The organism is Ruegeria sp. YTSA135 (assembly GCF_059610165.1).
Window position 1 is genome coordinate 107,111 of record NZ_JBXWNC010000006.1, and the last position, 20,943, is coordinate 128,053.

Annotated in this window: 24 protein-coding genes; 7 read left to right on the plus strand and 17 right to left on the minus strand. The window is 56.4% G+C overall.

Annotated elements, in window-relative coordinates; genetic code table 11:
* A complete protein-coding gene (locus AC2FIT_RS09905) occupies window positions 1-1,095 on the plus strand; it encodes an ABC transporter permease (RefSeq protein WP_224891537.1) in 1,095 nt (364 codons plus the stop codon).
* Entirely contained in the window at window positions 1,095-2,063 is a 969-nt protein-coding gene (locus AC2FIT_RS09910) for an ABC transporter permease (RefSeq protein WP_496829002.1), read from the plus strand. Before AC2FIT_RS09905 ends, AC2FIT_RS09910 begins: the two co-directional genes overlap by 1 nt.
* 163 nt (window positions 2,064-2,226) lie before the next feature.
* Here the strand turns inward: AC2FIT_RS09910 and AC2FIT_RS09915 are convergent, their stop codons facing one another.
* Window positions 2,227-2,385: a hypothetical protein gene (locus AC2FIT_RS09915; RefSeq protein WP_496829004.1), complete on the minus strand. Its 159-nt coding sequence runs from the start codon at window positions 2,383-2,385 to the stop codon at window positions 2,227-2,229.
* A 13-nt stretch (window positions 2,386-2,398) separates the two neighbouring features.
* Between AC2FIT_RS09915 and AC2FIT_RS09920 the strand changes: the two genes are divergently transcribed.
* Both AC2FIT_RS09920 and AC2FIT_RS09925 read left to right on the plus strand, forming a co-directional pair.
* Window positions 2,399-3,319, plus strand: a complete 921-nt coding sequence (locus AC2FIT_RS09920; RefSeq protein ID WP_496829006.1) for a sulfite exporter TauE/SafE family protein — start codon at window positions 2,399-2,401, stop codon at window positions 3,317-3,319.
* A gap of 2 nt (window positions 3,320-3,321) precedes the next feature.
* Complete coding sequence (locus tag AC2FIT_RS09925) at window positions 3,322-4,089, plus strand: TIGR02186 family protein (RefSeq protein WP_496829007.1); 768 nt, start codon at window positions 3,322-3,324, stop codon at window positions 4,087-4,089.
* A gap of 4 nt (window positions 4,090-4,093) precedes the next feature.
* Here the strand turns inward: AC2FIT_RS09925 and AC2FIT_RS09930 are convergent, their stop codons facing one another.
* The 7 genes from AC2FIT_RS09930 to AC2FIT_RS09960 all read right to left on the minus strand — a co-directional run bounded on the left by AC2FIT_RS09930 (window position 4,094) and on the right by AC2FIT_RS09960 (window position 11,001).
* On the minus strand, window positions 4,094-4,822 hold the full coding sequence (locus AC2FIT_RS09930) for an SDR family oxidoreductase (RefSeq protein ID WP_496829008.1): 729 nt from the start codon (window positions 4,820-4,822) through the stop codon (window positions 4,094-4,096).
* Complete coding sequence (locus AC2FIT_RS09935) at window positions 4,819-6,351, minus strand: ATP-dependent DNA helicase (protein WP_496829010.1); 1,533 nt, start codon at window positions 6,349-6,351, stop codon at window positions 4,819-4,821. The genes AC2FIT_RS09930 and AC2FIT_RS09935 overlap by 4 nt, the downstream gene beginning before the upstream one ends.
* 58 nt (window positions 6,352-6,409) lie before the next feature.
* Window positions 6,410-7,048 (minus strand): acyl-homoserine-lactone synthase, encoded by a 639-nt coding sequence (locus AC2FIT_RS09940; protein ID WP_496829012.1) that lies wholly within the window; start codon window positions 7,046-7,048, stop codon window positions 6,410-6,412.
* 83 nt (window positions 7,049-7,131) lie between these two features.
* Window positions 7,132-7,851 (minus strand): helix-turn-helix transcriptional regulator, encoded by a 720-nt coding sequence (locus AC2FIT_RS09945; RefSeq protein WP_496829014.1) that lies wholly within the window; start codon window positions 7,849-7,851, stop codon window positions 7,132-7,134.
* Window positions 7,787-8,008 carry a hypothetical protein gene (locus AC2FIT_RS09950; RefSeq protein WP_496829016.1) on the minus strand — a complete coding sequence of 74 codons (222 nt, stop codon included), beginning with the start codon at window positions 8,006-8,008 and terminating at the stop codon, window positions 7,787-7,789. Before AC2FIT_RS09950 ends, AC2FIT_RS09945 begins: the two co-directional genes overlap by 65 nt.
* Before the next feature lie 206 nt (window positions 8,009-8,214).
* The gene (ccrA, locus tag AC2FIT_RS09955; protein ID WP_496829018.1) at window positions 8,215-9,501 is read right to left on the minus strand and encodes a crotonyl-CoA carboxylase/reductase; all 1,287 of its coding nucleotides are present in this window, start codon (window positions 9,499-9,501) and stop codon (window positions 8,215-8,217) included.
* Between the two features lie 111 nt (window positions 9,502-9,612).
* Entirely contained in the window at window positions 9,613-11,001 is a 1,389-nt protein-coding gene (locus AC2FIT_RS09960; RefSeq protein WP_496829020.1) for a 1-acyl-sn-glycerol-3-phosphate acyltransferase, read from the minus strand.
* Between the two features lie 143 nt (window positions 11,002-11,144).
* Here AC2FIT_RS09960 and AC2FIT_RS09965 point away from each other — a divergent pair, with 143 nt between their 5' ends.
* From AC2FIT_RS09965 to deoD, 3 genes are all read left to right on the plus strand, one after another.
* Entirely contained in the window at window positions 11,145-13,112 is a 1,968-nt protein-coding gene (locus AC2FIT_RS09965; protein WP_496829022.1) for a methylmalonyl-CoA mutase family protein, read from the plus strand.
* A gap of 124 nt (window positions 13,113-13,236) precedes the next feature.
* Window positions 13,237-13,554 (plus strand): H-NS histone family protein, encoded by a 318-nt coding sequence (locus AC2FIT_RS09970; RefSeq protein WP_496829264.1) that lies wholly within the window; start codon window positions 13,237-13,239, stop codon window positions 13,552-13,554.
* Window positions 13,555-13,571: 17 nt separating this feature from the next.
* The gene (gene deoD / locus AC2FIT_RS09975; RefSeq protein WP_496829024.1) at window positions 13,572-14,285 is read left to right on the plus strand and encodes a purine-nucleoside phosphorylase; all 714 of its coding nucleotides are present in this window, start codon (window positions 13,572-13,574) and stop codon (window positions 14,283-14,285) included.
* Between the two features lie 257 nt (window positions 14,286-14,542).
* On the opposite strand, the gene AC2FIT_RS09980 is transcribed toward deoD, so the two are convergent.
* The 9 genes from AC2FIT_RS09980 to AC2FIT_RS10020 all read right to left on the minus strand — a co-directional run bounded on the left by AC2FIT_RS09980 (window position 14,543) and on the right by AC2FIT_RS10020 (window position 20,943).
* Complete coding sequence (locus AC2FIT_RS09980; RefSeq protein WP_496829026.1) at window positions 14,543-14,683, minus strand: hypothetical protein; 141 nt, start codon at window positions 14,681-14,683, stop codon at window positions 14,543-14,545.
* Window positions 14,684-14,817: 134 nt separating this feature from the next.
* Complete coding sequence (locus AC2FIT_RS09985) at window positions 14,818-15,597, minus strand: succinate dehydrogenase iron-sulfur subunit (protein ID WP_496829028.1); 780 nt, start codon at window positions 15,595-15,597, stop codon at window positions 14,818-14,820.
* 12 nt (window positions 15,598-15,609) lie between these two features.
* A complete protein-coding gene (gene sdhA, locus AC2FIT_RS09990) occupies window positions 15,610-17,418 on the minus strand; it encodes a succinate dehydrogenase flavoprotein subunit (RefSeq protein WP_496829030.1) in 1,809 nt (602 codons plus the stop codon).
* Between the two features lie 25 nt (window positions 17,419-17,443).
* Entirely contained in the window at window positions 17,444-17,815 is a 372-nt protein-coding gene (locus AC2FIT_RS09995) for a succinate dehydrogenase, hydrophobic membrane anchor protein (protein ID WP_068338132.1), read from the minus strand.
* An 11-nt stretch (window positions 17,816-17,826) separates the two neighbouring features.
* Window positions 17,827-18,210 carry a succinate dehydrogenase, cytochrome b556 subunit gene (sdhC, locus tag AC2FIT_RS10000; protein ID WP_496829032.1) on the minus strand — a complete coding sequence of 128 codons (384 nt, stop codon included), beginning with the start codon at window positions 18,208-18,210 and terminating at the stop codon, window positions 17,827-17,829.
* Between the two features lie 204 nt (window positions 18,211-18,414).
* Window positions 18,415-19,086 (minus strand): DUF1194 domain-containing protein, encoded by a 672-nt coding sequence (locus tag AC2FIT_RS10005; protein ID WP_496829034.1) that lies wholly within the window; start codon window positions 19,084-19,086, stop codon window positions 18,415-18,417.
* 55 nt (window positions 19,087-19,141) lie between these two features.
* Window positions 19,142-20,170 (minus strand): MaoC family dehydratase, encoded by a 1,029-nt coding sequence (locus AC2FIT_RS10010; RefSeq protein WP_496829035.1) that lies wholly within the window; start codon window positions 20,168-20,170, stop codon window positions 19,142-19,144.
* Window positions 20,170-20,376 (minus strand): DUF1737 domain-containing protein, encoded by a 207-nt coding sequence (locus AC2FIT_RS10015; protein ID WP_496829037.1) that lies wholly within the window; start codon window positions 20,374-20,376, stop codon window positions 20,170-20,172. Before AC2FIT_RS10015 ends, AC2FIT_RS10010 begins: the two co-directional genes overlap by 1 nt.
* 12 nt (window positions 20,377-20,388) lie before the next feature.
* Window positions 20,389-20,943: an NnrU family protein gene (locus AC2FIT_RS10020; RefSeq protein ID WP_496829039.1), complete on the minus strand. Its 555-nt coding sequence runs from the start codon at window positions 20,941-20,943 to the stop codon at window positions 20,389-20,391.

Below are 20,943 nucleotides of genomic sequence, written 5' to 3' on the forward strand. Positions count from 1 at the left end.
ATGGAAAAAATGCCCAAATGGGCCGACGTTGTTCTGATCCCGCTGATCAGTTTGATATTGGCCGCAATCCTTTCGGCACTGGTCATTCTGGCCATCGGTGAAAACCCTGTCGAGGCGGTGAACCTGATGGTCACGGGGGCGTTGGGGTCCACCTATGGGTGGGGCTATACGCTGTATTACGCAACCAACTTCATGTTCACCGGGCTGGCTGTGGCCGTGGCCTTCCACGCCCGGCTGTTCAACATCGGGGGCGAAGGTCAGGCGATGCTGGGCGGTCTTGGTGTCGCCGTGGCCTGTCTTTACATTCCCTGGCCACATTGGAGCATCGCGCTGCTTGCCGCCTGCGCGGCCTCGATGCTGTTCGGGGCTGCATGGGCCGCGATCCCGGCCTATCTGCAAGCCAAGCGTGGCAGCCATATCGTCATCACCACGATCATGTTCAACTTTATCGCGGCTGCGTTCCTGAACTACATGCTGGTTAACGTTATGCGCCCGCAGGGGTCACAGGATCCGGCTACAGCGCGCTTCCCCGAGGCTGTGCACCTGCCGACCTTCCAATCGATGTTCTCAACTGCGGAAAACGCTGTTTTCCGGGGCGCGCCCGCGAATATCTCATTCTTCGTCGCGCTGCTGGCCTGCGTGGTTGTCTGGGCGCTGATCTGGCGCACACGGCTGGGCTATGAAATCCGCGCGTATGGCCATTCCGAGACCGGAGCCGTCTATGCCGGTATTTCACCGGTTCGGATCACGATCATCGCGATGCTGATCTCGGGGGCGCTGGCGGGCCTTATGGCGATCAACAACGTGATGGGCGAAGCGGAACGTCTGGTTCTGAACGCGACCGAGGGTGCGGGCTTTATCGGCATCGCTGTGGCCTTGATGGGCCGTTCGCATCCATTCGGCGTTTTCCTCGCGGCGATCCTGTTCGGCTTTCTGTATCAGGGCGGTGCGGAACTGGCGCTGTGGACGTCGATCCCGCGCGAGCTGATCGTGGTGATTCAGGCTTTGGTAATCCTGTTCACCGGGGCATTGGATAATATGGTGCGGATACCGCTTGAAAAACTGTTCCTTGGTCTGCGGAAGGGGGCAGAGTGATGGAGTTTTTTGTTACTCTGGTTCAGGTCCTCGACTCGACAATCCGCCTGGCGACACCGCTGCTGTTGGCCTGTCTGGCCGGGCTCTATTCCGAACGCGCGGGCATTTTTGATATCGGCCTGGAAGGCAAGATGCTGATGTCTGCCTTTTTCTCAGCCGCTGTGGCTGCGGTGACGGGATCTGTCTGGCTGGGCCTTATGGCAGGTATTGGCGCGTCGCTGCTTCTGTCTGCACTGCACGGCGTCGCCTCAATCACGTTCCGGGGCAATCAGCTGATATCGGGCGTTGCGATCAATTTCCTGGCCTCAGGTCTCACCGTACTTATCGCTCAGAGTTGGTTCCAACAGGGCGGCCGAACACCATCACTGTTTGGCGGAGGCCGGTTTGAGCCGATCAGTTTTCCTTTTGCCGAAGCGCTTGATGCAGCTCCGATCATCGGACCGGTCTATTCGGAACTTTTGTCAGGTCATTCGATCCTTGTTTACGTCGCGTTCCTGATGGTCCCGCTGACATGGTGGGTTTTGTACCGTACCCGGTTTGGCCTGCGCCTACGCGCGGTCGGCGAAAACCCTGCGGCGGTGGATACAGCCGGTGTGTCGGTCGTTGGTTTGCGTTTTGCAGCAGTCGCCATCTGTGGTGTCCTGTGCGGGATAGCCGGGGCTTACCTTGCCACGGCCCTGCAGGCCGGTTTTGTCAAAGAGATGACCGCCGGGCGCGGCTTCATCGCGCTTGCTGCGCTGATCTTTGCGAAATGGCGACCTTGGCATGCGATGTGGGCCTGCCTGCTGTTCGGCCTGCTGCAAGCGATTGCGCTGCGATTCCAGAACATTGACCTTGGGGGCATAATTATCCCGGTGCAGGTCATGGACGCCCTGCCCTATATCCTGACGGTGGTCATTCTAGCCGGTTTCGTGGGCAAAGCCATACCGCCCCGTGCCGGAGGAGAGCCCTATGTGAAGGAGCGCTGATAAGTCCAGTTGCGAACTCATTTCATTCCTGTTTGCTGCAGAGCGGCATACAGAGTTGATTTTGAATGCCGCAACCGTTCTAAAGGGGTATGTGCGTATTTCCTGTGATAGCCCAGCGCGGATCAAACCCCATCGGGGAAATGGAAACACGTGAACACCCCAATCACGGGGGTTGCTTTTCTGACCAGCCAAACCGGTTGACCGAATACACTTCGGTCACGCCGATATTCGCCATACCGCCACTTTCTGTGCGCCGTATTAATGCCTCACCCCAGTGGTATGAGACGGGCCGGATCGCCCCGCGTGATCCGTCCGTGGTCATCCGGTAATTCCAAATGCAGATTTACCTTCCTATTGCCGAAGTTTCCGTGAATGCCTTTCTCTTGCTGGGGTTGGGGGGAATGGTCGGCGTGCTTTCGGGCATGTTCGGTGTGGGTGGCGGTTTCTTGATGACCCCACTTCTGTTCTTCATCGGCATCCCCCCAGCGGTTGCCGTCGCAACCGAAGCCAACCAGATCGTTGCGTCGTCCTTTTCCGGTGTGCTGGCGCATCTTAGACGAAAGACAGTCGATCTGAGGATGGGCACGGTCTTGTTGGTCGGCGGGTTAACTGGCGCCGGACTTGGGGTTGTGGTGTTCAACTATCTCAAAAGTTTGGGCCAGGTCGATCTGTTGGTGACGCTGTGTTACGTCATTTTTCTTGGTGTGGTTGGCGGCCTGATGTTCATCGAAAGCCTGCGTGCGCTGCGTAAATCGCGAAAGGGCTTAGCGGCACCTTCAAAGCGGCGACAGCGCGGATGGGTGCACTCCATGCCGTTCAAGATGCGATTCCGCACCTCGGGGCTTTATATCTCGGTCATTCCACCCATCCTCGTTGGGCTTTGCGTTGGTGTCTTGTCAGCCATCATGGGCGTTGGCGGTGGGTTCATCATGGTGCCCGCAATGATCTACCTGTTGGGCATGCCCACGAAAGTCGTGGTTGGGACGTCGTTGTTTCAGATCATCTTCGTGACCGGCTTTACAACGATGTTGCACGCGACAACGAACTATACCGTAGACATCGTTCTGGCCGTCTTGCTTCTGATCGGCGGTGTTGTAGGCGCGCAGATCGGCACAGTGATCGGAGCGCGCATGCCAGCCGAGCAGTTGCGGGTGTTGTTGGCCGCGCTGGTTCTGGTGGTTTGCGGCAAGCTGGCGCTAGATTTGTTGATTGAACCGTCCGAGCTTTATTCTCTGGGCACCGCAGGGGGCCATTGATCATGCTGAAACGCCTGATTGTCCTGCTGGTTCTGTGCTGCACTCCGGCCTTGGCTGTTGAAGAACAAGTTGTGCTGGGTCTCAGCCAGGATCGCGTTGCCATCACCGCGACGTTTGACGGATCTGAAATCCTGATCTTTGGTGCTGTGAAACGGGAAACACCCATACCGGAAGGTCCCCCGCTTGAGGTGATCGTCGCCGTGGCCGGGCCATCAGGTCCTGTGACCGTCCGGCGCAAGGAACGCAAGCTGGGGATTTGGGTCAACACTGACAGTGTTCTTGTCGATCTCGCGCCCAGCTTCTACGCCGTTGCCACGAGCGGGCCGTTGGATGATATCCTCACCGATACTGAAGACTTGCGTTATCGGGTTTCCATCGAACGCGCTATCCGGTCGGTCGGGGCAGCCATGCATATCCGCGGCGCTCAGGACTTTGCGGACGCAGTCATCCGCATTCGTGAAAGCGAGGATTTGTATTCCATCCGCGAAAACACCGTGGCGGTGGATGAACAGACCCTGTTCCGCACCTCAATCGCGATGCCCGCTGACCTGACCGAGGGCAACTATTCGGCGCGTATCTTTCTGACACGGAACGGCGAGGTCGTGTCGCAATACGAAACGGTCATTGATGTGCGCAAGGTCGGGCTGGAACGATTCCTTTACAGCATGTCCCGCGAGCAGCCGGTCTGGTATGGTTTAATGTCGCTGGTCATCGCGATTGCCGCAGGGTGGGGCGCGTCGACGGCATTCCGCCTGCTGCGCGAGAACTAAAGACCTAACCGCGCCCGATATAGGGCATTGTCGTGGCCATGACGGTCATGAACTGCACGTTTGCCTCGGGAGGCAGGGTCGCCATGTGAAGCACCGACCGCGCCGCGTCTTCGACAGCCATGGTCGGGTCGGGCTGTCGCCCTGCCTCAATCGCAGCATCCACCAACCCTTGCACCATCGGCGTGCGCGCATTGCCGATATCGATCTGACCGCAGGCAATCCCGAAATCGCGCCCGTCCAAAGACAAGCTGCGGGTCAGGCCCGTGATGGCATGTTTCGTCGCTGAATAATGCACCGAGTTCGGTCGCGGCACATAAGCAGCGATTGAACCATTATTGATGATACGCCCACCCTGAGGGGTCTGGTGCCGCATGATCCGAAAGGCTTCGCGCGCACAGAGGAACATACCATTCAGGTTCACGTTCACGCTTTGATACCAATCTTCCAGCTCGATCTCATCAATCGTTCCGCCAGGGGCGAATATCCCGGCATTGTTGAACAGAACATCCAACCGGTCAGCTTTGTCCCAAAAAGCCCGGAAGGCTGCCTGTACCGCATCCGAATTTGTAACGTCCGCAGCTAACGGAAGCGCATTTTTGTGATCCGCCGCCATGTCGTGCAGCTTGTCTGCATTACGGGCCAGCAAGCCAACGGTCCAGCCTTCGTTCAAAAACAGCTCGGCTGTCGCGCGGCCAATGCCCGAGCTTGCGCCGGTAATGATGATGGTGCTCATGTCTCTTCTGCCTCTAATTCCAGCGCCGCCGCCGGGACGGCGCGCAGATCGTCAACGCGCAGCGCATGGGTGGGTTTAGCCAGCCGGTTGCGGACCACCCAGATCAAACTTTGCTGCGCACGCGTAATTGCCACATAGGCCAGCCGCTTCCACAAGGGTTGCCCGGCCTCGGTCCGGCCCATCCGGGCAGCCGCGTAAATGTCCGGAGCAAAAACCTGAACCGTGTCCCACTGCGACCCTTGGGCCTTGTGTATCGTCACTGCGGCCCCGTGCAAAAAGGTTGCGCCCATGCGCGCGGCGTATGGGATAAATGGTTCTTCTTCGTCGGGTTTCTCAATCTTGACGATCGACGCGGCACTGACCTGAGGGTCTTCGGCACCCATCACATGCAAACGAGAAAACCCCGGCTTGCGACCCGGCCCCAGGTAAATCACCTGCGCGCCCTTGATCAAACCACGTGCCTCAAGGTCCAGCCGCTTTTTGCGGTGCTTTAGGGGCAGTTCGATACCGTCGCAAATAAGGGGTTCACCTTCCAACAACTCTGTGTCCGGCGCGCCGTGTACATTTCGGAAAGCCTGTATCAACCGAATGCGCGTCGCGTTGCGCCAGACCAGAACCGGGCTGCGCGCCATAAGATCAACCTCAACCCGCTGCCCCCAGACCACGCGGTCATCCTGCCGGGCAGTCTGTTCGACAAGACGTTCGAAGTCTTCGAACCCCATCTGAGGATCCGCCAATGCGTGCGCAAGATCGAGGATGGGATTATCCGCATCCTGCCGGTGAACCCTGTGCAGGATTTGCTTGCGTGGCTCCGGCAGAGCATCGAACACCATGCCACCCGATTGGTTAACAGGGGCCAGCTGCGCCGGATCACCAAACAGAAGAAGGGTCGGAAAGATTTCTTTCAGGTCTTCGAATTGCCGGTCGTCCAGCATCGAGGCTTCGTCAACGAATCCGATATCCAGCGGCTCATCCCGGCGTTTCCAGCCAGTGATGAAGTCAGACCCGCGCAAACCAGCCGCCGCCAGCGCACCGGGAATAGATTTGTTCTTTTCATAAAACGCGGCGGCGCGATCCAATGCCTCATCCGTCAGGCCCTCGATCTCGGGGCGTTCGTCATTGCCCGCCAGCCATTCGGCGATCCGCTCGTATTCCGGATCATAGACCGGTGTATAGAGTATCCGGTGAATGGTTGTGGCCGGCACACCGCGCAGACGCAGGACGCTTGCGGCCTTGTTGGTGGGCGCCAATATCGCAAGGCTTCGCTTATCCCGCGCTTTGCGGCTTTCGAAATCGCCCGAAACGATCTGAACACCGGTTCCCGCAAGCGCCTTGTAAAGCTCGGCCAATAGCAGGGTTTTGCCCGATCCTGCCTTTCCGATCACCGCCATGACACCAGACTTGCCGCCACCCGGTAGTTTTAACAGCGCGTCATCATCCAGATCGACACCGGCCGCTTTCAACATCTCGGAGATGCTGTCGTAGGCGGCGGCCTGATCGTCTGAGAAAGTGACAGGAGGCAAAGACATGGCGCGACCCTACAGGGCTACGCCAGCTATCACCAGAGACTGATTTGGGTTTTCCCGATCACGCCGAAAGAGGGAACCTTTGCTGCCGTCCGGCGCCAAATGCCGTCTTGAACCACAGCCGGGACAGCTCACGCGGAATGCCCGCACGCTTTGCCACGCGGTTGCAATCCTGGGCAGAATAGCGCCACAGCCCAACAGAAATCTGATCGCGCCCTTTTCCTTCTGATCCCAGCACGTCCGGCGACGATCCGATCAGGCGGTAAATCCGAATCATGCGCGCGTCAAAGACACCGGCAATATGGGTCAGGCCAAACCCCTCCATCAACTCGCCCCCGCTCAACATGATCGCGCCAGCCGTATGAGGGCTGGCGGTGCGGGAAAGGCAGAACCGCGTCACCTCCCAGATCAGCGGGCTGCGGATCGGCTGGCCCCCTGTGAGATGTCCAAACACATCATTTACCATGACCGGACCCGTGGTGGGCATTACGCGCATCGAGCCGCCGTGACTGCCATCTGCCTCTTCCCAGATGACGTAAAGGGGGTTCAGTTCGTCGTACTGGTCCTTCTCTTGCCCATTTACATCGACGCGAACATCCCAGCCCAACCGGGTTTTAAACTGGTCTGCCCGGTCCCGGAACATCCCGTCCGCCAAATCCGGAAATTTGTATAATTCGTCAGCATAAAGATAACGCAACATGACTTTTCCCCTTGTCGTCCATTGCAGGAACGAAAAGGGTACAGAAACATTGTTAAATTCTCGTTCTGAGACCGCGCGCCTCTTTAAACTACTATTAATCCCCGGCTGAGTGCCGTCGCGATGGCGTGGGTGGTGTTTTGGGCGCCGAGTTTTGCTCGCGCGCCCTCAATATACACCCGCAGCGTATGCTCGGAGATTGACAGAGAATGCGCCACCTGCGCCCGGCTGTAGCCCAGCGCCAGCAAAGTCATTGCGTCCACCTCGCGCGGTGAAAGCCCCCGAGGTGAACCGGGTTGCCGCTCACTCGCAAATTCCAATCCTTTTCGGTTGAAATAATGCGCGATCAGAATCAGGCTACGCCCGTGGCTTTCAACAAAATCCTGCCATGTGCTGTTGTCACAGGAATGGTTGACGGTGAATAAGGCAAATTGCCCATTCGGCCCCCGGATCGGGATCGAATATCCCTGATTGCCGACGCCGTGGCTTTGCGCATCTTTCAGGAATGCCTTGGCCGGTTTACTAGACCAGTCTAGTTTTTTCCAATCAACCGGATGGAACCGCTGAAAACATCCCACGATCACCGGGTCTATGCGATGATAGCTTCTTTCCAGATACCGCTGGACCCAAGCATCTGGATAAGTCGTATAGCCATATTGATCACCGGCACCATCGACCCAATGATAAATGAGGTGTTCAACCCTCAGGCTGTCCCGCAGCCGAACGGCAACATCGCTGAGTTCATCCAGCGTGCTGGTGTTTTCCAAATCCTCCAGAACCTGGCTCAAATCTAGTTTTATTCCCATCCGCTGGCGTCCGCACCTTAGCCTGCATGGACGCGATCTCGGCCGCGGCGATCAGTTTGGTGTCATCCAACTGCTCGGCCAGCGCGATCAAACCGTTCTCAACGGCGAAGGCGTTGAGGTCCGACAACACGTCCAGTATCCACTCATTTTGCGCCATCAAGGTCTCTCCGAAACGGTTAACGAAGGGTTAACACAACTATAGCATGAGCAATAATTTTCGGCATATTCACTGCTTTCTACTCCCCCAAAATAGTGGGGGTGTCGTTTCTAACCCTTTAGAAAACCTGAACCTGCCCTCGGAAAAGAGGACGCCCGCAAACCGTTGTAACGATTTGCGGGCGTCAGCGCCTTTTTAACTCTGGCTCAGTTGCGCGCGTGCAAAACCTCTTCCAGGGTGCGCATCCCGGTCTGCGGTGCCTGAACCAGAACCGACATATTGCCGGGCTTGTGTTCGTTTCGCATCATTTTCATATGCGCTTCGGGCAGCTCTTTCCACGAGAATACCTCGGACATGCACGGATCCAGACGACGCTCGATCATCAACTGGTTCGCGGATGCAGCTTGTTTGAGATGCGCGAAATGCGACCCCTGCAGACGCTTTTGATGCATCCACATATAGCGCACGTCGAAGGTAAGGTTATAGCCAGTGGTTCCAGCGCAAATCACGACCATGCCACCCTTTTTCACCACAAAGGTTGAAACCGGGAATGTGCTTTCGCCCGGGTGTTCGAACACCATATCGACATTCACACCTTTGCCGGTGATATCCCAGATCGCTTTGCCGAATTTGCGGGCCTCTTTGAACCACTCTGAATACTCCGGAGTGTTCACCGTGGGCAGCTGCCCCCAGCAGTTGAAGTCTTTACGGTTGATCACGCCTTTGGCGCCAAGCCCCATGACAAAATCTCGTTTACTTTCGTCCGAGATCACGCCGATCGCGTTGGCACCTGCGGTATTGATTAACTGGATCGCGTACGAGCCCAAACCACCCGACGCGCCCCAGACAAGAACATTTTGACCCGGCTTCAGGTCGTGCGGTTCATGTCCAAACAACATCCGGTATGCGGTGGCCAGGGTCAGGGTGTAGCACGCGCTTTCTTCCCAGGTCAGATGTTTTGGGCGCGGCATCAACTGCTGGGCCTGTACGTTTGTGAACTGAGCAAATGAGCCGTCCGGTGTTTCATAGCCCCAGATTCGCTGGCTTGGGGAATACATCGGATCGCCGCCATTGCAGTATTCGTCATCGCCGTCATCCTGATTGCAGTGAATGACAACCTCGTCCCCTACTTTCCAGCGCTTGACCTTGTCACCCACCGCCCAAACGATACCGGATGCATCGGACCCGGCGATGTGGAACGGCTGTCCATGACCGTCAAACGGGCTGATCGGTTTGCCCAGCGACGCCCAGACACCGTTATAGTTCACGCCAGCAGCCATCACCAAGACCAGCACCTCGTGGCTGTCCAGCTTTGGGACGTCGACCACTTCCAACTGCATTGCGGTATCTGGCTCGCCATGGCGCTCTCTGCGGATGGCCCAAGCATACATTTGCTTCGGGACATATCCCATCGGAGGGATCTCACCCATCTCATAAAGGTCTTTTTCCGGTGCCTCGTACGACGCGATGCCACTGTCGGTGTCCAGAGCCATATTGGCCTCCCTTGTCCACAATCCTTGCCGCGATGCAGAATCGCCGGCTTTACCCGATGGATATTTTCCATCAAGCAATATTGCAACCCATTTTGATCTATTTTTGTAATTTTATGACCCAGCAACTGCAGAAATTTCTTTTGCAGATGCAGAAAGAACACGCTCTTCGCTTAGGGCTGCCGACGCTGCGTAGTAATTCAGAAGATCAATCCTTTGACCGGACGAGGATATTTTTCCGTTTTCGCGTTTAAGGATGCGACGATACACCAATTGCTGAACGCCGCTTTCAATCGCTTCACGACCAATGGGTGTCTCGGCCCCGTTGCTCCGCAATAGCTTGTCGATCATGGCAATCAGATCACTCTCGGGGATTTCACCTTTTTCCTGCACCAGCCAACACGCCGCAGGGCCCGGGACCAGTGGGAGGGCGTCTTTAAGCCCTGCCATCAGATCGCGGGCCAGATCAGTTGTAAGATCCGCTTCGTGATCCATCCGAAATGCCCCAAGCGAGATCGGCTGCCCATACCGGACGGATGCCAAGCCAAAGCGCTTGTAACGACCGACCAGCCGTCGACCGATTTGTTTGATTATCCACCACGCAATGACCCCAATCCTCGCCCGGAAACGACGTTGGTTTCCCAGTGCCGCTTTGGTCAAAATCGTATCTTCAAGCACGCGGTCATAATTCAAGGCTACCGGCACGAACACAACGTCCCGACCTTCGGGGTCGGCAGCATCGATGATGTACTTGAGCAGGCCCAGCTTCGGTCGCCCCAATCCTCCGGTCAGGCTCAGCCCGCCTTCGGGGAACATTGCCTGGGTAACACCGGCCTCGGTCGCGTGCCGCACATAGCAGGCCAGCACCTGACGGTAGAGCTCGCTGCCCGACTTGCGGCGAATAAAGTAAGCCCCCATTGCGCGGATCAAACGGCTGAGAGGCCAAACTCTGGCCCATTCCCCCACCGCATAAGAAAGAGCTGATTGATTGGCGGCCAGATAGGTCACCAGGACATAGTCCATGTTGCTGCGATGGTTCATCACGTAAACAACCGTGGCTTCAGGGTCTATATTACGCAGGGCTTTTTCGTCCATATAGCTGAGCCGCACGTTGTAAAACGCATTGCTCAGCATGCGCGCCAGACGAATGGCGACGCTGAAATAGGCTACTGCGGAAAAGGATGGAACGATCTCTCGCGCGTACCGGCGCGCGGTTTCGAACGCCACGGCCTCGGGAACGCGCTCCTCCTTGGCAAAGCTCTGAACGGCGTGTCCGACCTGTGGGTCATATATCAGGCGTTGAATCATGTCATGCCGACGCGCCAGTTTGAACGGCTGGATCGGTCGCTGCAGGCGTTCGTTCAGGCGTTTTACCGCGCGCTCAAGACGACGCCGGAAAAACCAACGCACAGAAGGGAAAAGAAAATGCGAGGCAAACGTGACCGCGGCAAACACCAGGATCAGCAAAAACAGCCAAAGCGGAAGCTCAACGGTCTTAGTCATGGCTGCACACTGCCACCAATCCTCCTGCCCTACAATCTGAACAGGCCAGATGCCGCAACGCAGCGAATTGACATATCCCTAAAATTGCGATTTAGAACCTTGTAACGCAATATTCTTACTCAGTCGATTCACGAGGATCAGATATGACGCAGTCGCAGAAAGATCGCCCCTGGCTCATCCGAACCTATGCCGGTCATTCCACCGCCAAGGCGTCAAATGCGCTGTACCGTGGAAATTTGGCCAAGGGGCAAACCGGTTTGTCGGTCGCATTCGATTTGCCGACCCAAACCGGATATGACAGCGACCACACGCTGGCACGCGGCGAAGTTGGCAAGGTCGGTGTACCGATCAGCCATCTCGGAGATATGCGCGTTCTGTTCGACCAGATTCCGTTGGAGCAGATGAACACCTCGATGACGATCAACGCGACAGCGCCGTGGCTGCTGGCGCTATATATCGCGGTGGCCGAGGAGCAGAGCGCAGATGTCTCTCAGTTGCAGGGAACGGTGCAAAACGATCTGATCAAAGAATACCTAAGCCGTGGAACTTATGTGTGCCCGCCCAAGCCGTCACTCAAGATGATCGCGGATGTCGCTGAGTATTGTTATTCGAATGTTCCCAAGTGGAACCCGATGAACGTGTGCTCCTATCACCTGCAAGAGGCGGGCGCGACACCGGAACAGGAACTGGCCTACGCGCTTGCAACAGCCATCGCCGTTCTGGACGAGCTGCGCCCACGCGTACCGGCTGAGGATTTCCCGGCACTCTGCGGCCGGATTTCGTTTTTTGTGAATGCAGGAATTCGCTTTATTACCGAAATGTGCAAAATGCGGGCTTTTGTCGATCTTTGGGATGAAATCCTGCAACAACGCTATGGCGTCGAGAACCCAAAATTCCGCCGATTCCGGTATGGCGTTCAGGTGAACTCGCTTGGCCTGACCGAACAGCAGCCTGAAAACAATGTCTACCGCATCCTGATCGAGATGTTAGCTGTAACCCTGTCAAAAAAGGCCCGCGCACGTGCCGTGCAGTTGCCCGCGTGGAATGAAGCCCTTGGCCTGCCTCGCCCGTGGGATCAGCAATGGTCTATGAGGATGCAGCAGATTCTGGCCTATGAAACCGACCTGTTGGAATACGGAGACCTGTTCGACGGAAACCCCGTGGTCGACGCAAAAGTTGAAGTGCTTAAGGACGGTGCACGCGCCGAGCTGGCAAACCTGGATGCGATGGGGGGTGCGGTCGCGTCTATCGAATACATGAAGTCTCGTCTTGTGGATTCCAACGCCGAACGCCTCAACCGTATTGAACGTAACGAGACTGTTGTGGTTGGTGTGAATAAATGGACTGAGGGAGAGCCCTCGCCCCTGCAAACCGAGGATGGCGGGATCATGGTTGTCGATCCTGCGGTGGAGCAGGACCAAATCGACCGGCTGAACACATGGCGTGCCAAACGTGATGACACCGCCGTTGTCACAGCCCTGGCCGCGCTGCGCCAAGCGGCCCAATCAGGAGCCAACGTAATGGAACCCTCGATCGCTGCTGCCAAGGCGGGTGTGACAACGGGCGAGTGGGCGGAGGAGATGCGCAAGGTTTTCGGAACCTACCGTGGTCCAACAGGTGTATCTGAGTCCGTGTCGAACAAGACAGAGGGTCTTGAGGATTTGCGTGCCGCTGTTGACGCTGTCAGTGACAAGCTGGGCCGCCGTCTGAAATTCCTGGTCGGCAAGCCCGGGCTGGACGGCCATTCCAACGGCGCCGAACAAATCGCGTTTCGCGCCCGCGACTGCGGCATGGATATCAGTTATGAGGGCATCCGATTAACTCCGGAAGAAATCGTAACAGCCGCTATTGAAGACCAAGCGCATGTTATTGGTCTGTCGATCCTGTCAGGAAGCCACATACCGCTGGTGCAGGATGTCATGAGTCGTTTGCGCGATGCCGGGTTGGACAATATCCCCGTGGTTGTTGGCGGGATTATCCCAGATGAAGATGCTGCAAAACTCAGGGCAATGGGTGTTTCCAAAATCTATACACCCAAGAATTTTGAGCTTAATGCGATAATGGGGGATATCGTAACGCTGGTTGATCCGCAAAATATGGCGGCGGAATAACACTACAACAACCTAATAATGTCTATATCTATTGCCTTTTGGCAAGAGATGGATAGATACCGATTTTGAAACAACGGTGGGCCATTACGTCTGCTTGGGTCAATTTTCGGAATGGAGAAGACGAATGGCGATAAGCCTTGAAAAAATGTCGCGAAAGGAACTTCTTGAATTGAGCGACAAAGTTGCAATAGCACTGAAAAATGCAGAAAAACGCGAACGCCAAGAGGCTTTGAAAGCTGCTGAAAAGGCCGCAGCGGAATTTGGGTTTTCTCTTGCGGAACTATCGGGTGTCAGCTCAAAGTCATCAAAAGGAAAAAAGGCAAACGCCAAGTACAAAAACCCTGCCAACCCTGATCAAACCTGGTCAGGCCGGGGGCGTAAACCGCAATGGGTTCATGACGCTTTGAAAGCCGGCGCTGATATTTCGGACCTGGAAATCTGAAAGGAATTGACTGAAGAATGACAATTCATATCGGCGCGAAACACGGTGAAATCGCTGAAACAGTTCTTTTGCCCGGTGATCCGTATCGGGCAAAATGGGCAGCAGAAAACTTTTTAGAGAAAGCGACTCTGGTCAATAATGTGCGGGGTATGCTGGGCTTTACAGGAACCTGGAAAGGGAACCCCGTAACGATTCAGGGCAGCGGTATGGGCATGCCATCCTTGTCGATCTACGCCAACGAATTGATCCGTGACTATGATGCAAAAACCTTGATCCGCATCGGATCCTGCGGGGCCATGCAGGAAAGCGTTAAAATCCGCGATGTGATCCTGGCGATGACCTCGACAACGCTCAGCACTCCGTCTCGTGGTATCCTTAAAGAACTGAACTTTGCGCCTTGCGCCGATTGGGGATTGCTGCAGGCGGCCGCACGGGCGGCGGCGGCCAAAGGAACGCCCACCCATATCGGCGGAATATACTCGTCCGACGTATTCTACGATGAACGCCCCGATCTGAACGAACAGATGGTGCGCCACGGCATTCTTGGGGTCGAGATGGAGGCCGCAGAGCTTTACATTCTGGCCGCGCGCCACGACTGCCGGGCGTTGGCTGTTCTGACGGTCTCTGACCACTTGCTGACCGGTGAGGCCTTGCCCTCGTCAGAACGCGAAAGCAGTTTCGGCGATATGGTCGAGATCGCCCTGCACTCAGCTTTTTCGGACAATGACTGAATAAACAGGGCGCAGTTAGCGCCCTGCCCTTCTATTTCCCATTTAAGCAAATTGTAGGCGCATCCTCGCCCTTTTGCTGCGCGCCGCAATAGGTGCATTTCCAGACGCCTTCCTTACGATGCTGCCGCCACCTACAGTCGCGCGTCAAAGAAGACGTTCGTGACCGCCAAAAGAAATAGGCGAATACTCCGGCGGCCAACAGAAGCAACAAGATGGGCATTTCTATCTGTTGCCCAACCCAACCGCGATTTCAAGCGTCAGGCGGCGTTTGCGTATTCAAACAGCTCAGGCTCACGAGCATCTGATACCGCTGCGGGTTCTGGCGCGTAGTAAGCCCAAGCCTGTTCCAGCAATTCCAGCGCTTCGGCTGCTTTTGTTTTAGAGGTTTGTTTTTTCATCGGAGCGATCCCTTTCGGTTCAATCACTCCTCCCTGCACGCAAGATAGTCTCGTTCAGGGCTGGCAACATCGCATAGTTTTGCAACCTCGCCATGCACTTGCCGCAAAACGGCAAGTGCATTTTTTTTGGGTACCTAGATCGAACGGTCGACCATCATTTTTTTGATTTCAGCGATCGCCTTGGCCGGGTTCAGACCTTTCGGGCAGGTCTTGGCGCAATTCATGATCGTGTGGCACCGATACAGCTTGAAGGGGTCTTCAAGTTCATCCAGACGCTCACCCGTGGCTTCATCCCGACTGTCGATGATCCAGCGATAGGCGTGCAGCAACGCTGCGGGCCCAAGATAGCGGTCACCGTTCCACCAATAGCTTGGGCACGAGGTCGAGCAGCTGGCGCACATCACGCATTCATACAGACCATCGAGTTTCTTGCGGTCCTCAATAGACTGCTTCCACTCTTTCGCAGGACGGTTGGTCTTGGTTTCCAGCCATGGCATGATCGACGCGTGCTGCGCATAGAAATGCGTCAGATCAGGGATCAGGTCCTTGACCACCGGCATGTGCGGCAGTGGGTAGATTTTCACGTCTCCCTTGATTTCATCCATGCCATAGACACAGGCCAGCGTGTTGATCCCGTCGATGTTCATCGCGCAGGACCCGCAGATGCCTTCGCGGCATGATCGGCGGAAGGTCAGGGTCGGGTCGATCTCATTCTTGATCTTGATCAGTGCGTCCAGAACCATCGGGCCACAGCTGTCCATATCGACAAAATAGGTGTCGAGCTGTGGGTTTTTGCCGTCATCCGGGTTCCAGCGATAAATCTGGAACTTACGAACATTCTTTGCACCCTCAGGCTTGGGCCAGGTTTTCCCCGTCGTAATCCGTGAATTCTTGGGGAGGGTCAGTTGTACCATGTGTTCCTCTCCTTAGAACGTCCGCGCCTTGGGCGCGATTTTCTTGAGGCTGATGCCACCTTCGTTTTCGGTGGTCAGCGGGTCGACGATGACCGGGCGATAGCTGAGTTCAACCTTGTTGCCCTCAACCCGGCTGACGGTGTGAACGCGCCAGTTTTCATCGTCACGTTCGGTGTAGTCTTCGTGCGCGTGCGCGCCGCGGGATTCCTTGCGCGCCTCAGCTCCGACAATGGTGGCCAGCGCGCTTGGCATAAGGTTGGTCAGTTCCAGCGTTTCCATAAGGTCACTGTTCCAGACCAACGAGCGGTCGCTGACCTTAAGATCGTCCATCTTGGCGGCAATCGCCGTCATCTTTTCGACGCCTTCGGCCATCGTTTTGGCGGTCCGGAATACGGCGGCGTCCTCTTGCATGGTCCGCTGCATCTCAAGCCGCAGATCGGCGGTCGGAACGGCTCCGCTTGCGTTCCGCACTGCGTCGAAGCGATCAAAGGCCTTGTCGACCGACGCCTGGTTCAGAACCGGGTTCGGAGCCTTCGCATCCACAACTTCACCGGCGCGGATCGCCGCCGCGCGGCCAAACACCACAAGGTCAATCAGCGAGTTCGAACCCAATCGGTTCGCACCATGGACCGAGGCACAGCCAGCCTCACCCACGGCCATTAGGCCGGGGACAACAGCGGTTGGGTCGTCAGCAGTCGGGTTAAGCACCTCGCCCCAATAGTTGGTTGGGATACCGCCCATGTTATAGTGCACGGTCGGCAGAACCGGGATCGGTTCCTTGGTCACATCGACGCCCGCAAATACACGCGCCGATTCCGAGATTCCCGGTAGGCGCTCGGCCAGTGCTTCGGCCGGAAGGTGGCTGAGGTTCAGGTGAATGTGGTCGCCATTCTCACCGTGACCCCGGCCTTCACGGATCTCCATGGTCATCGAGCGCGAGACATAGTCGCGCGGCGCAAGGTCCTTATATTGGGGCGCATAACGCTCCATGAACCGTTCACCTTCCGAGTTGGTCAGGTAACCGCCTTCGCCGCGCGCGCCTTCGGTGATCAGACAACCCGAGCCGTAGATGCCGGTCGGGTGGAACTGAACAAACTCCATATCCTGCAACGCAAGACCTGCACGGGCCACCATGCCGCCACCGTCGCCGGTGCAGGTATGGGCAGAGGTTGCGCTGAAATAGGCGCGGCCATAACCGCCGGTCGCCAGCACCACCATCTTTGCGTTGAAGACATGCATCGTCCCGTCGTCCAGCTTCCAGCAGACGACACCCTGACACTGACCATCGTCTGACATGATCAGGTCGATGGCGAAGTATTCGATATAGAACTCGGCGTTGTTCTTCAGCGATTGGCCGTACAGCGTATGCAGAATCGCGTGACCGGTCCGGTCTGCGGCGGCACAGGTACGCTGAACAGCAGGACCTTCACCAAACTCAGTGGTGTGACCACCGAATGGCCGCTGATAGATCTTACCTTCTTCGGTACGGCTGAACGGCACGCCATAGTGCTCCAACTCGTAAACCGCTTTGGGCGCCTCGCGGGCCAGGTATTCCATGGCGTCGGTGTCACCCAGCCAGTCAGAGCCTTTGACGGTGTCGTACATATGCCACTGCCAATGGTCTGGGCCCATGTTGGACAGGGATGCCGCGATACCGCCCTGCGCAGCGACTGTGTGAGAGCGTGTCGGGAACACCTTGGTGATGCAGGCTGTTCGCAGGCCTTGCTCTGCCATGCCAAGCGTTGCACGCAGACCCGCACCACCTGCGCCTACGACAACGACGTCGTATTCGTGGGTTTCATATTCATATGCTGCTGTCATTCTTCTTGTTCCTTATCGCGCGCCGTTACAGGGCCAGCTTGACCAAGGCGAACAGCCCGGCCGCAATCAGCGTGTAGCCCAGGGCCCACATCGCAACGAGAGAGACTTTTTCCATAATTCCGTGAACATAATCCTCGATCGTTTCCTGAGCTTCGTACATCAACTGAAGCATGCCCACTATCAAAGTTAGGGCAGTTACGATCGCCGGGAAGGGGCGGCTGAAATAGGCCACAACCTCTTCGTAGGTGCCGCCAAGGCCTGCTCCGAACGTGAATATGAATATCGGAATCAACACGGTCAGGATCATTGCCCGAACCATCACCTGCCAATGTGTTCGTGTGCCGGATTTTCCTGCACCCAAACCCTGTGCGCGTTTACGGTCTGTCAGATATCGCATGTGCCGTCTCCTTACACCACAAGCACGGTGATAACGGTGAGGAGGGTCGCGCCAATGAACATGCCCAGACCCAGTTTTTCGGCGACTTTAACGTCAAGGCAATAGCCGAAATCCCACAAGACATGTCGCAAGCGACCAAGCGTGTGATACCAAAGCGCCCAAGTGGCGAGGGTCAAGAGGATATCGCCGAACCAACTGCGCAGAAATCCGTCGATGGAGACAAACGCGCTTTCCGAGGTCGAAGCGGCCAGCAGCCACCAGACGATCAGGATTGCAACGGCGAAAACACCCAGCCCCGAAAAACGGACCATGATCGATGACATGGACGTCATCTGCGGGCGGTAAATCATAATATGTGGCGAGAGCGGGCGGTTGCCCCGATTGACATCGGCCATGTCGGCTCCTCTTTCATTGGCTACCGGTCGTTTTACCCTTTTTTGATCCTCTGTCACGTGCTGCTTGAGTAAAAATGGGTAAAATGGGCTCAAAATCGCAAATTTTGCCAATACGTGATCACACTAAATCGCACTGTGATCACAAAGTTTATTCAATCTTCATTATGTTAGCGTTTTCAGGGGAAAAGCATCGTGATCACGAATCTATTGCCGCTGCTCCAAAGCTGCCGACTGTTGCACAACCTCGCGCAGCAGCTTTTTCCGGATACGGTCAGGGTAGTCCGCAAAACCCGCGGCCGAGACAACAAACGCCCCCTCTCCGACAATCACATTTTCAAAGAAATAGGCCGTCAGATCCGGTTCGCTTTCTTCGATCGCAATGGCGTTGACCGTCACGCCTCTGCTCCGCAGCGTATTGTGCAGTTCGGACGGCTCTACCCCTTCGTTTGAGACCCCATCACCCGAAATGTCTATCAGATGGCGTTTACAGTCTGACACGGCCCCGAAGCTGGACATCGTCATCTCAAGCGCTTCACCAATGGCCGTGGAAAAGTTGCGCCAGACTCTGGGATCGCTGGCGACCTGAGCGGCAAATCGTTCAAGCGCGTCAAAGCTGTCGATTCTGGTCCAGGGGATCGTCACCTTCTGGCGCGACGAGCCGGTCCATTGCACAAGCATCAATTGCGCCTGCCCGCGCACCAGTGCCTCTGACACAAGCGGATCACGCAACCCTTCGGCCAATCCGTCCATCTGAATCCGATATTCTTTTGTGTCGACCGATCCCGATACATCCACGGCCAATGCCAAAGCCAGATCGCACGCCAGTGCAGGCGGTGTTAAAAACAGGCAGGCAAGAATGGAGCGCAGCAAGGCCATGGCAACAGCCTAGCACGAATACGGCAGGCTGTGATCACATGAGTGTGCGCCGCCCTCAGACCGGCATCAAGGCCCAATAATCAAGGTCAAGCAGGACATTTGGTTGATACCGACCGTCTTCGTTTTTCAAAACAAACGGCTCACCGCCCTTGGTTGCAACTAGTCGCAAGCGCATGGCCCCAATGCCCGGCACATTGGTTTCAGCCTTGTCCACGACTTCGGACCAAGCCTTGATCGTGTCACCTGCGAAACAGGCGTTGGCATGCGCGCCGCCATTCAGACCCACGATCATCTGCGCATTGGCCAGACCGTTGAACGACAAGGCCCGCGCCATCGAAATCACATGTCCACCATAGATCAGACGGCCATCGGGTCGGAACGTCAGATCAAAATGCACCTTTGCCGTGTTTTGCCAGAGGCGCGTGGCCAGCATATGCTCGGCCTCTTCCACAGTTACGCCATCTACATGGTCAATGGTTTCGCCAATCTCATAGTCACCCCAGCGATGTCCCTCGCCCGATTGAACAAAGTTGTAATTCGAGAAATCCAACCCCGATGGCACCGCCAGATCCTGCGGATCAAGCGCCTTTTTCAGATCCGGCACAACGACTTCGGGTGCAGGGGCGTCAAGGTTCGATTTGCGCACCATAACCCAGCGCACATACTCGATGACAACCTCGTTTCGCTGGTTAAAGCCACGCGTGCGAACCCACACCACCCCGGTCTTGCCGTTCGAGTTCTGTTTGACGCCGATCACCTCGGACTCCGCGCGCAACGTGTCACCGGGATAGACCGGCATAAGCCACCGCCCTTCGGCATAACCCAGATTTGCCACTGCGTTCAGCGAGATATCAGGCACGGTTTTGCCAAAAACCACGTGGAACGCGGCCAGATCGTCAATCGGGCTTTGCGGAAGGCCACAGATCCGGGCGAACTCGTCCGAGGAATAGAGCGCATGCCGTGCGGGATACAGCGCATGATACAACGCGCGCTCTCCATCAGTTACGGTGCGCGGCACAGCATGGTGCAGCACCTGCCCGACTGAGTAATCCTCGAAAAAGCGGCCCGGATTGGTTTTTGCCATTACTGCTGTCCCAGTTTCATGTCGGGTGAATAGTCGGTATCGACCTCTTTGATCACGGCCTGCGCGCACCGCATCATACGGCTGGATTCGTCAAACGCGTATGAAGGGTCGCCATACAGCTCCCATCCTTTAGCCAGCGCGTTCGAGACCTTGTGGCAGAAGTCTGACGTGTCTTCCGCAGTCAGCAGCCGGTAGAGTTTTGCCATTGCATCAGCTCCTTACGACGGAAATGGCCAAGGACCAACCAGCCCGTGGATGTAACCGATGATGCCCAACAGCACGATCGAGCCAGCAAAGAACATAGCGTCCTTGCCGAAGGTGCCGGGCTCGCCGGGGGTCCATTCAGGCTCGGCGCGGTTGATGACAATCACCTCGACCACCGCCCAGGCCAGCAAGCCGCCGAACAGGATGATCGAAGCCAGATCGCCATTGACCAAAAGATGCGCGAAAGCCCACAGCTTGAACCCGCCCAGCATCGGGTGGCGGAGCTTGTGCAGCAAGCGGCCTTTGGTTCCGGCCGGACTCATCAGATAGATCGCGATAAGCACCAAAAGGTTGTTGATGTGGATCATGAATGCCGGTAGTGCCCAGACATAGATGAAATCGGTCATGCGATAGCCGAAGATCATCAACAGGATTGCAGCAACCAACGACAGGGCCACTGCGGCTTTGCCGGCGTCGCCCATCGCCGCACGTTGCGTTGGCATGATACGTTTGAACAAATGGGCGGCCCACCACAGTGCCACCCCAAGGATCAGAAGAACAAAGCCCAT

Coding starts and splice junctions, on each gene's coding strand:
- AC2FIT_RS09905 (WP_224891537.1), top strand. CDS start 1: ATGGAAAAAATGCCCAAATGGGCCGACGTTGTTCTGATCCCGCTGATC.
- AC2FIT_RS09910 (WP_496829002.1), top strand. CDS start 1,095: ATGGAGTTTTTTGTTACTCTGGTTCAGGTCCTCGACTCGACAATCCGC.
- AC2FIT_RS09915 (WP_496829004.1), bottom strand. CDS start 2,385: ATGACCACGGACGGATCACGCGGGGCGATCCGGCCCGTCTCATACCAC.
- AC2FIT_RS09920 (WP_496829006.1), top strand. CDS start 2,399: ATGCAGATTTACCTTCCTATTGCCGAAGTTTCCGTGAATGCCTTTCTC.
- AC2FIT_RS09925 (WP_496829007.1), top strand. CDS start 3,322: ATGCTGAAACGCCTGATTGTCCTGCTGGTTCTGTGCTGCACTCCGGCC.
- AC2FIT_RS09930 (WP_496829008.1), bottom strand. CDS start 4,822: ATGAGCACCATCATCATTACCGGCGCAAGCTCGGGCATTGGCCGCGCG.
- AC2FIT_RS09935 (WP_496829010.1), bottom strand. CDS start 6,351: ATGTCTTTGCCTCCTGTCACTTTCTCAGACGATCAGGCCGCCGCCTAC.
- AC2FIT_RS09940 (WP_496829012.1), bottom strand. CDS start 7,048: ATGTTGCGTTATCTTTATGCTGACGAATTATACAAATTTCCGGATTTG.
- AC2FIT_RS09945 (WP_496829014.1), bottom strand. CDS start 7,851: ATGGGAATAAAACTAGATTTGAGCCAGGTTCTGGAGGATTTGGAAAAC.
- AC2FIT_RS09950 (WP_496829016.1), bottom strand. CDS start 8,008: ATGGCGCAAAATGAGTGGATACTGGACGTGTTGTCGGACCTCAACGCC.
- ccrA (WP_496829018.1), bottom strand. CDS start 9,501: ATGGCTCTGGACACCGACAGTGGCATCGCGTCGTACGAGGCACCGGAA.
- AC2FIT_RS09960 (WP_496829020.1), bottom strand. CDS start 11,001: ATGACTAAGACCGTTGAGCTTCCGCTTTGGCTGTTTTTGCTGATCCTG.
- AC2FIT_RS09965 (WP_496829022.1), top strand. CDS start 11,145: ATGACGCAGTCGCAGAAAGATCGCCCCTGGCTCATCCGAACCTATGCC.
- AC2FIT_RS09970 (WP_496829264.1), top strand. CDS start 13,237: ATGGCGATAAGCCTTGAAAAAATGTCGCGAAAGGAACTTCTTGAATTG.
- deoD (WP_496829024.1), top strand. CDS start 13,572: ATGACAATTCATATCGGCGCGAAACACGGTGAAATCGCTGAAACAGTT.
- AC2FIT_RS09980 (WP_496829026.1), bottom strand. CDS start 14,683: ATGAAAAAACAAACCTCTAAAACAAAAGCAGCCGAAGCGCTGGAATTG.
- AC2FIT_RS09985 (WP_496829028.1), bottom strand. CDS start 15,597: ATGGTACAACTGACCCTCCCCAAGAATTCACGGATTACGACGGGGAAA.
- sdhA (WP_496829030.1), bottom strand. CDS start 17,418: ATGACAGCAGCATATGAATATGAAACCCACGAATACGACGTCGTTGTC.
- AC2FIT_RS09995 (WP_068338132.1), bottom strand. CDS start 17,815: ATGCGATATCTGACAGACCGTAAACGCGCACAGGGTTTGGGTGCAGGA.
- sdhC (WP_496829032.1), bottom strand. CDS start 18,210: ATGGCCGATGTCAATCGGGGCAACCGCCCGCTCTCGCCACATATTATG.
- AC2FIT_RS10005 (WP_496829034.1), bottom strand. CDS start 19,086: ATGGCCTTGCTGCGCTCCATTCTTGCCTGCCTGTTTTTAACACCGCCT.
- AC2FIT_RS10010 (WP_496829035.1), bottom strand. CDS start 20,170: ATGGCAAAAACCAATCCGGGCCGCTTTTTCGAGGATTACTCAGTCGGG.
- AC2FIT_RS10015 (WP_496829037.1), bottom strand. CDS start 20,376: ATGGCAAAACTCTACCGGCTGCTGACTGCGGAAGACACGTCAGACTTC.
- AC2FIT_RS10020 (WP_496829039.1), bottom strand. CDS start 20,943: ATGGGCTTTGTTCTTCTGATCCTTGGGGTGGCACTGTGGTGGGCCGCC.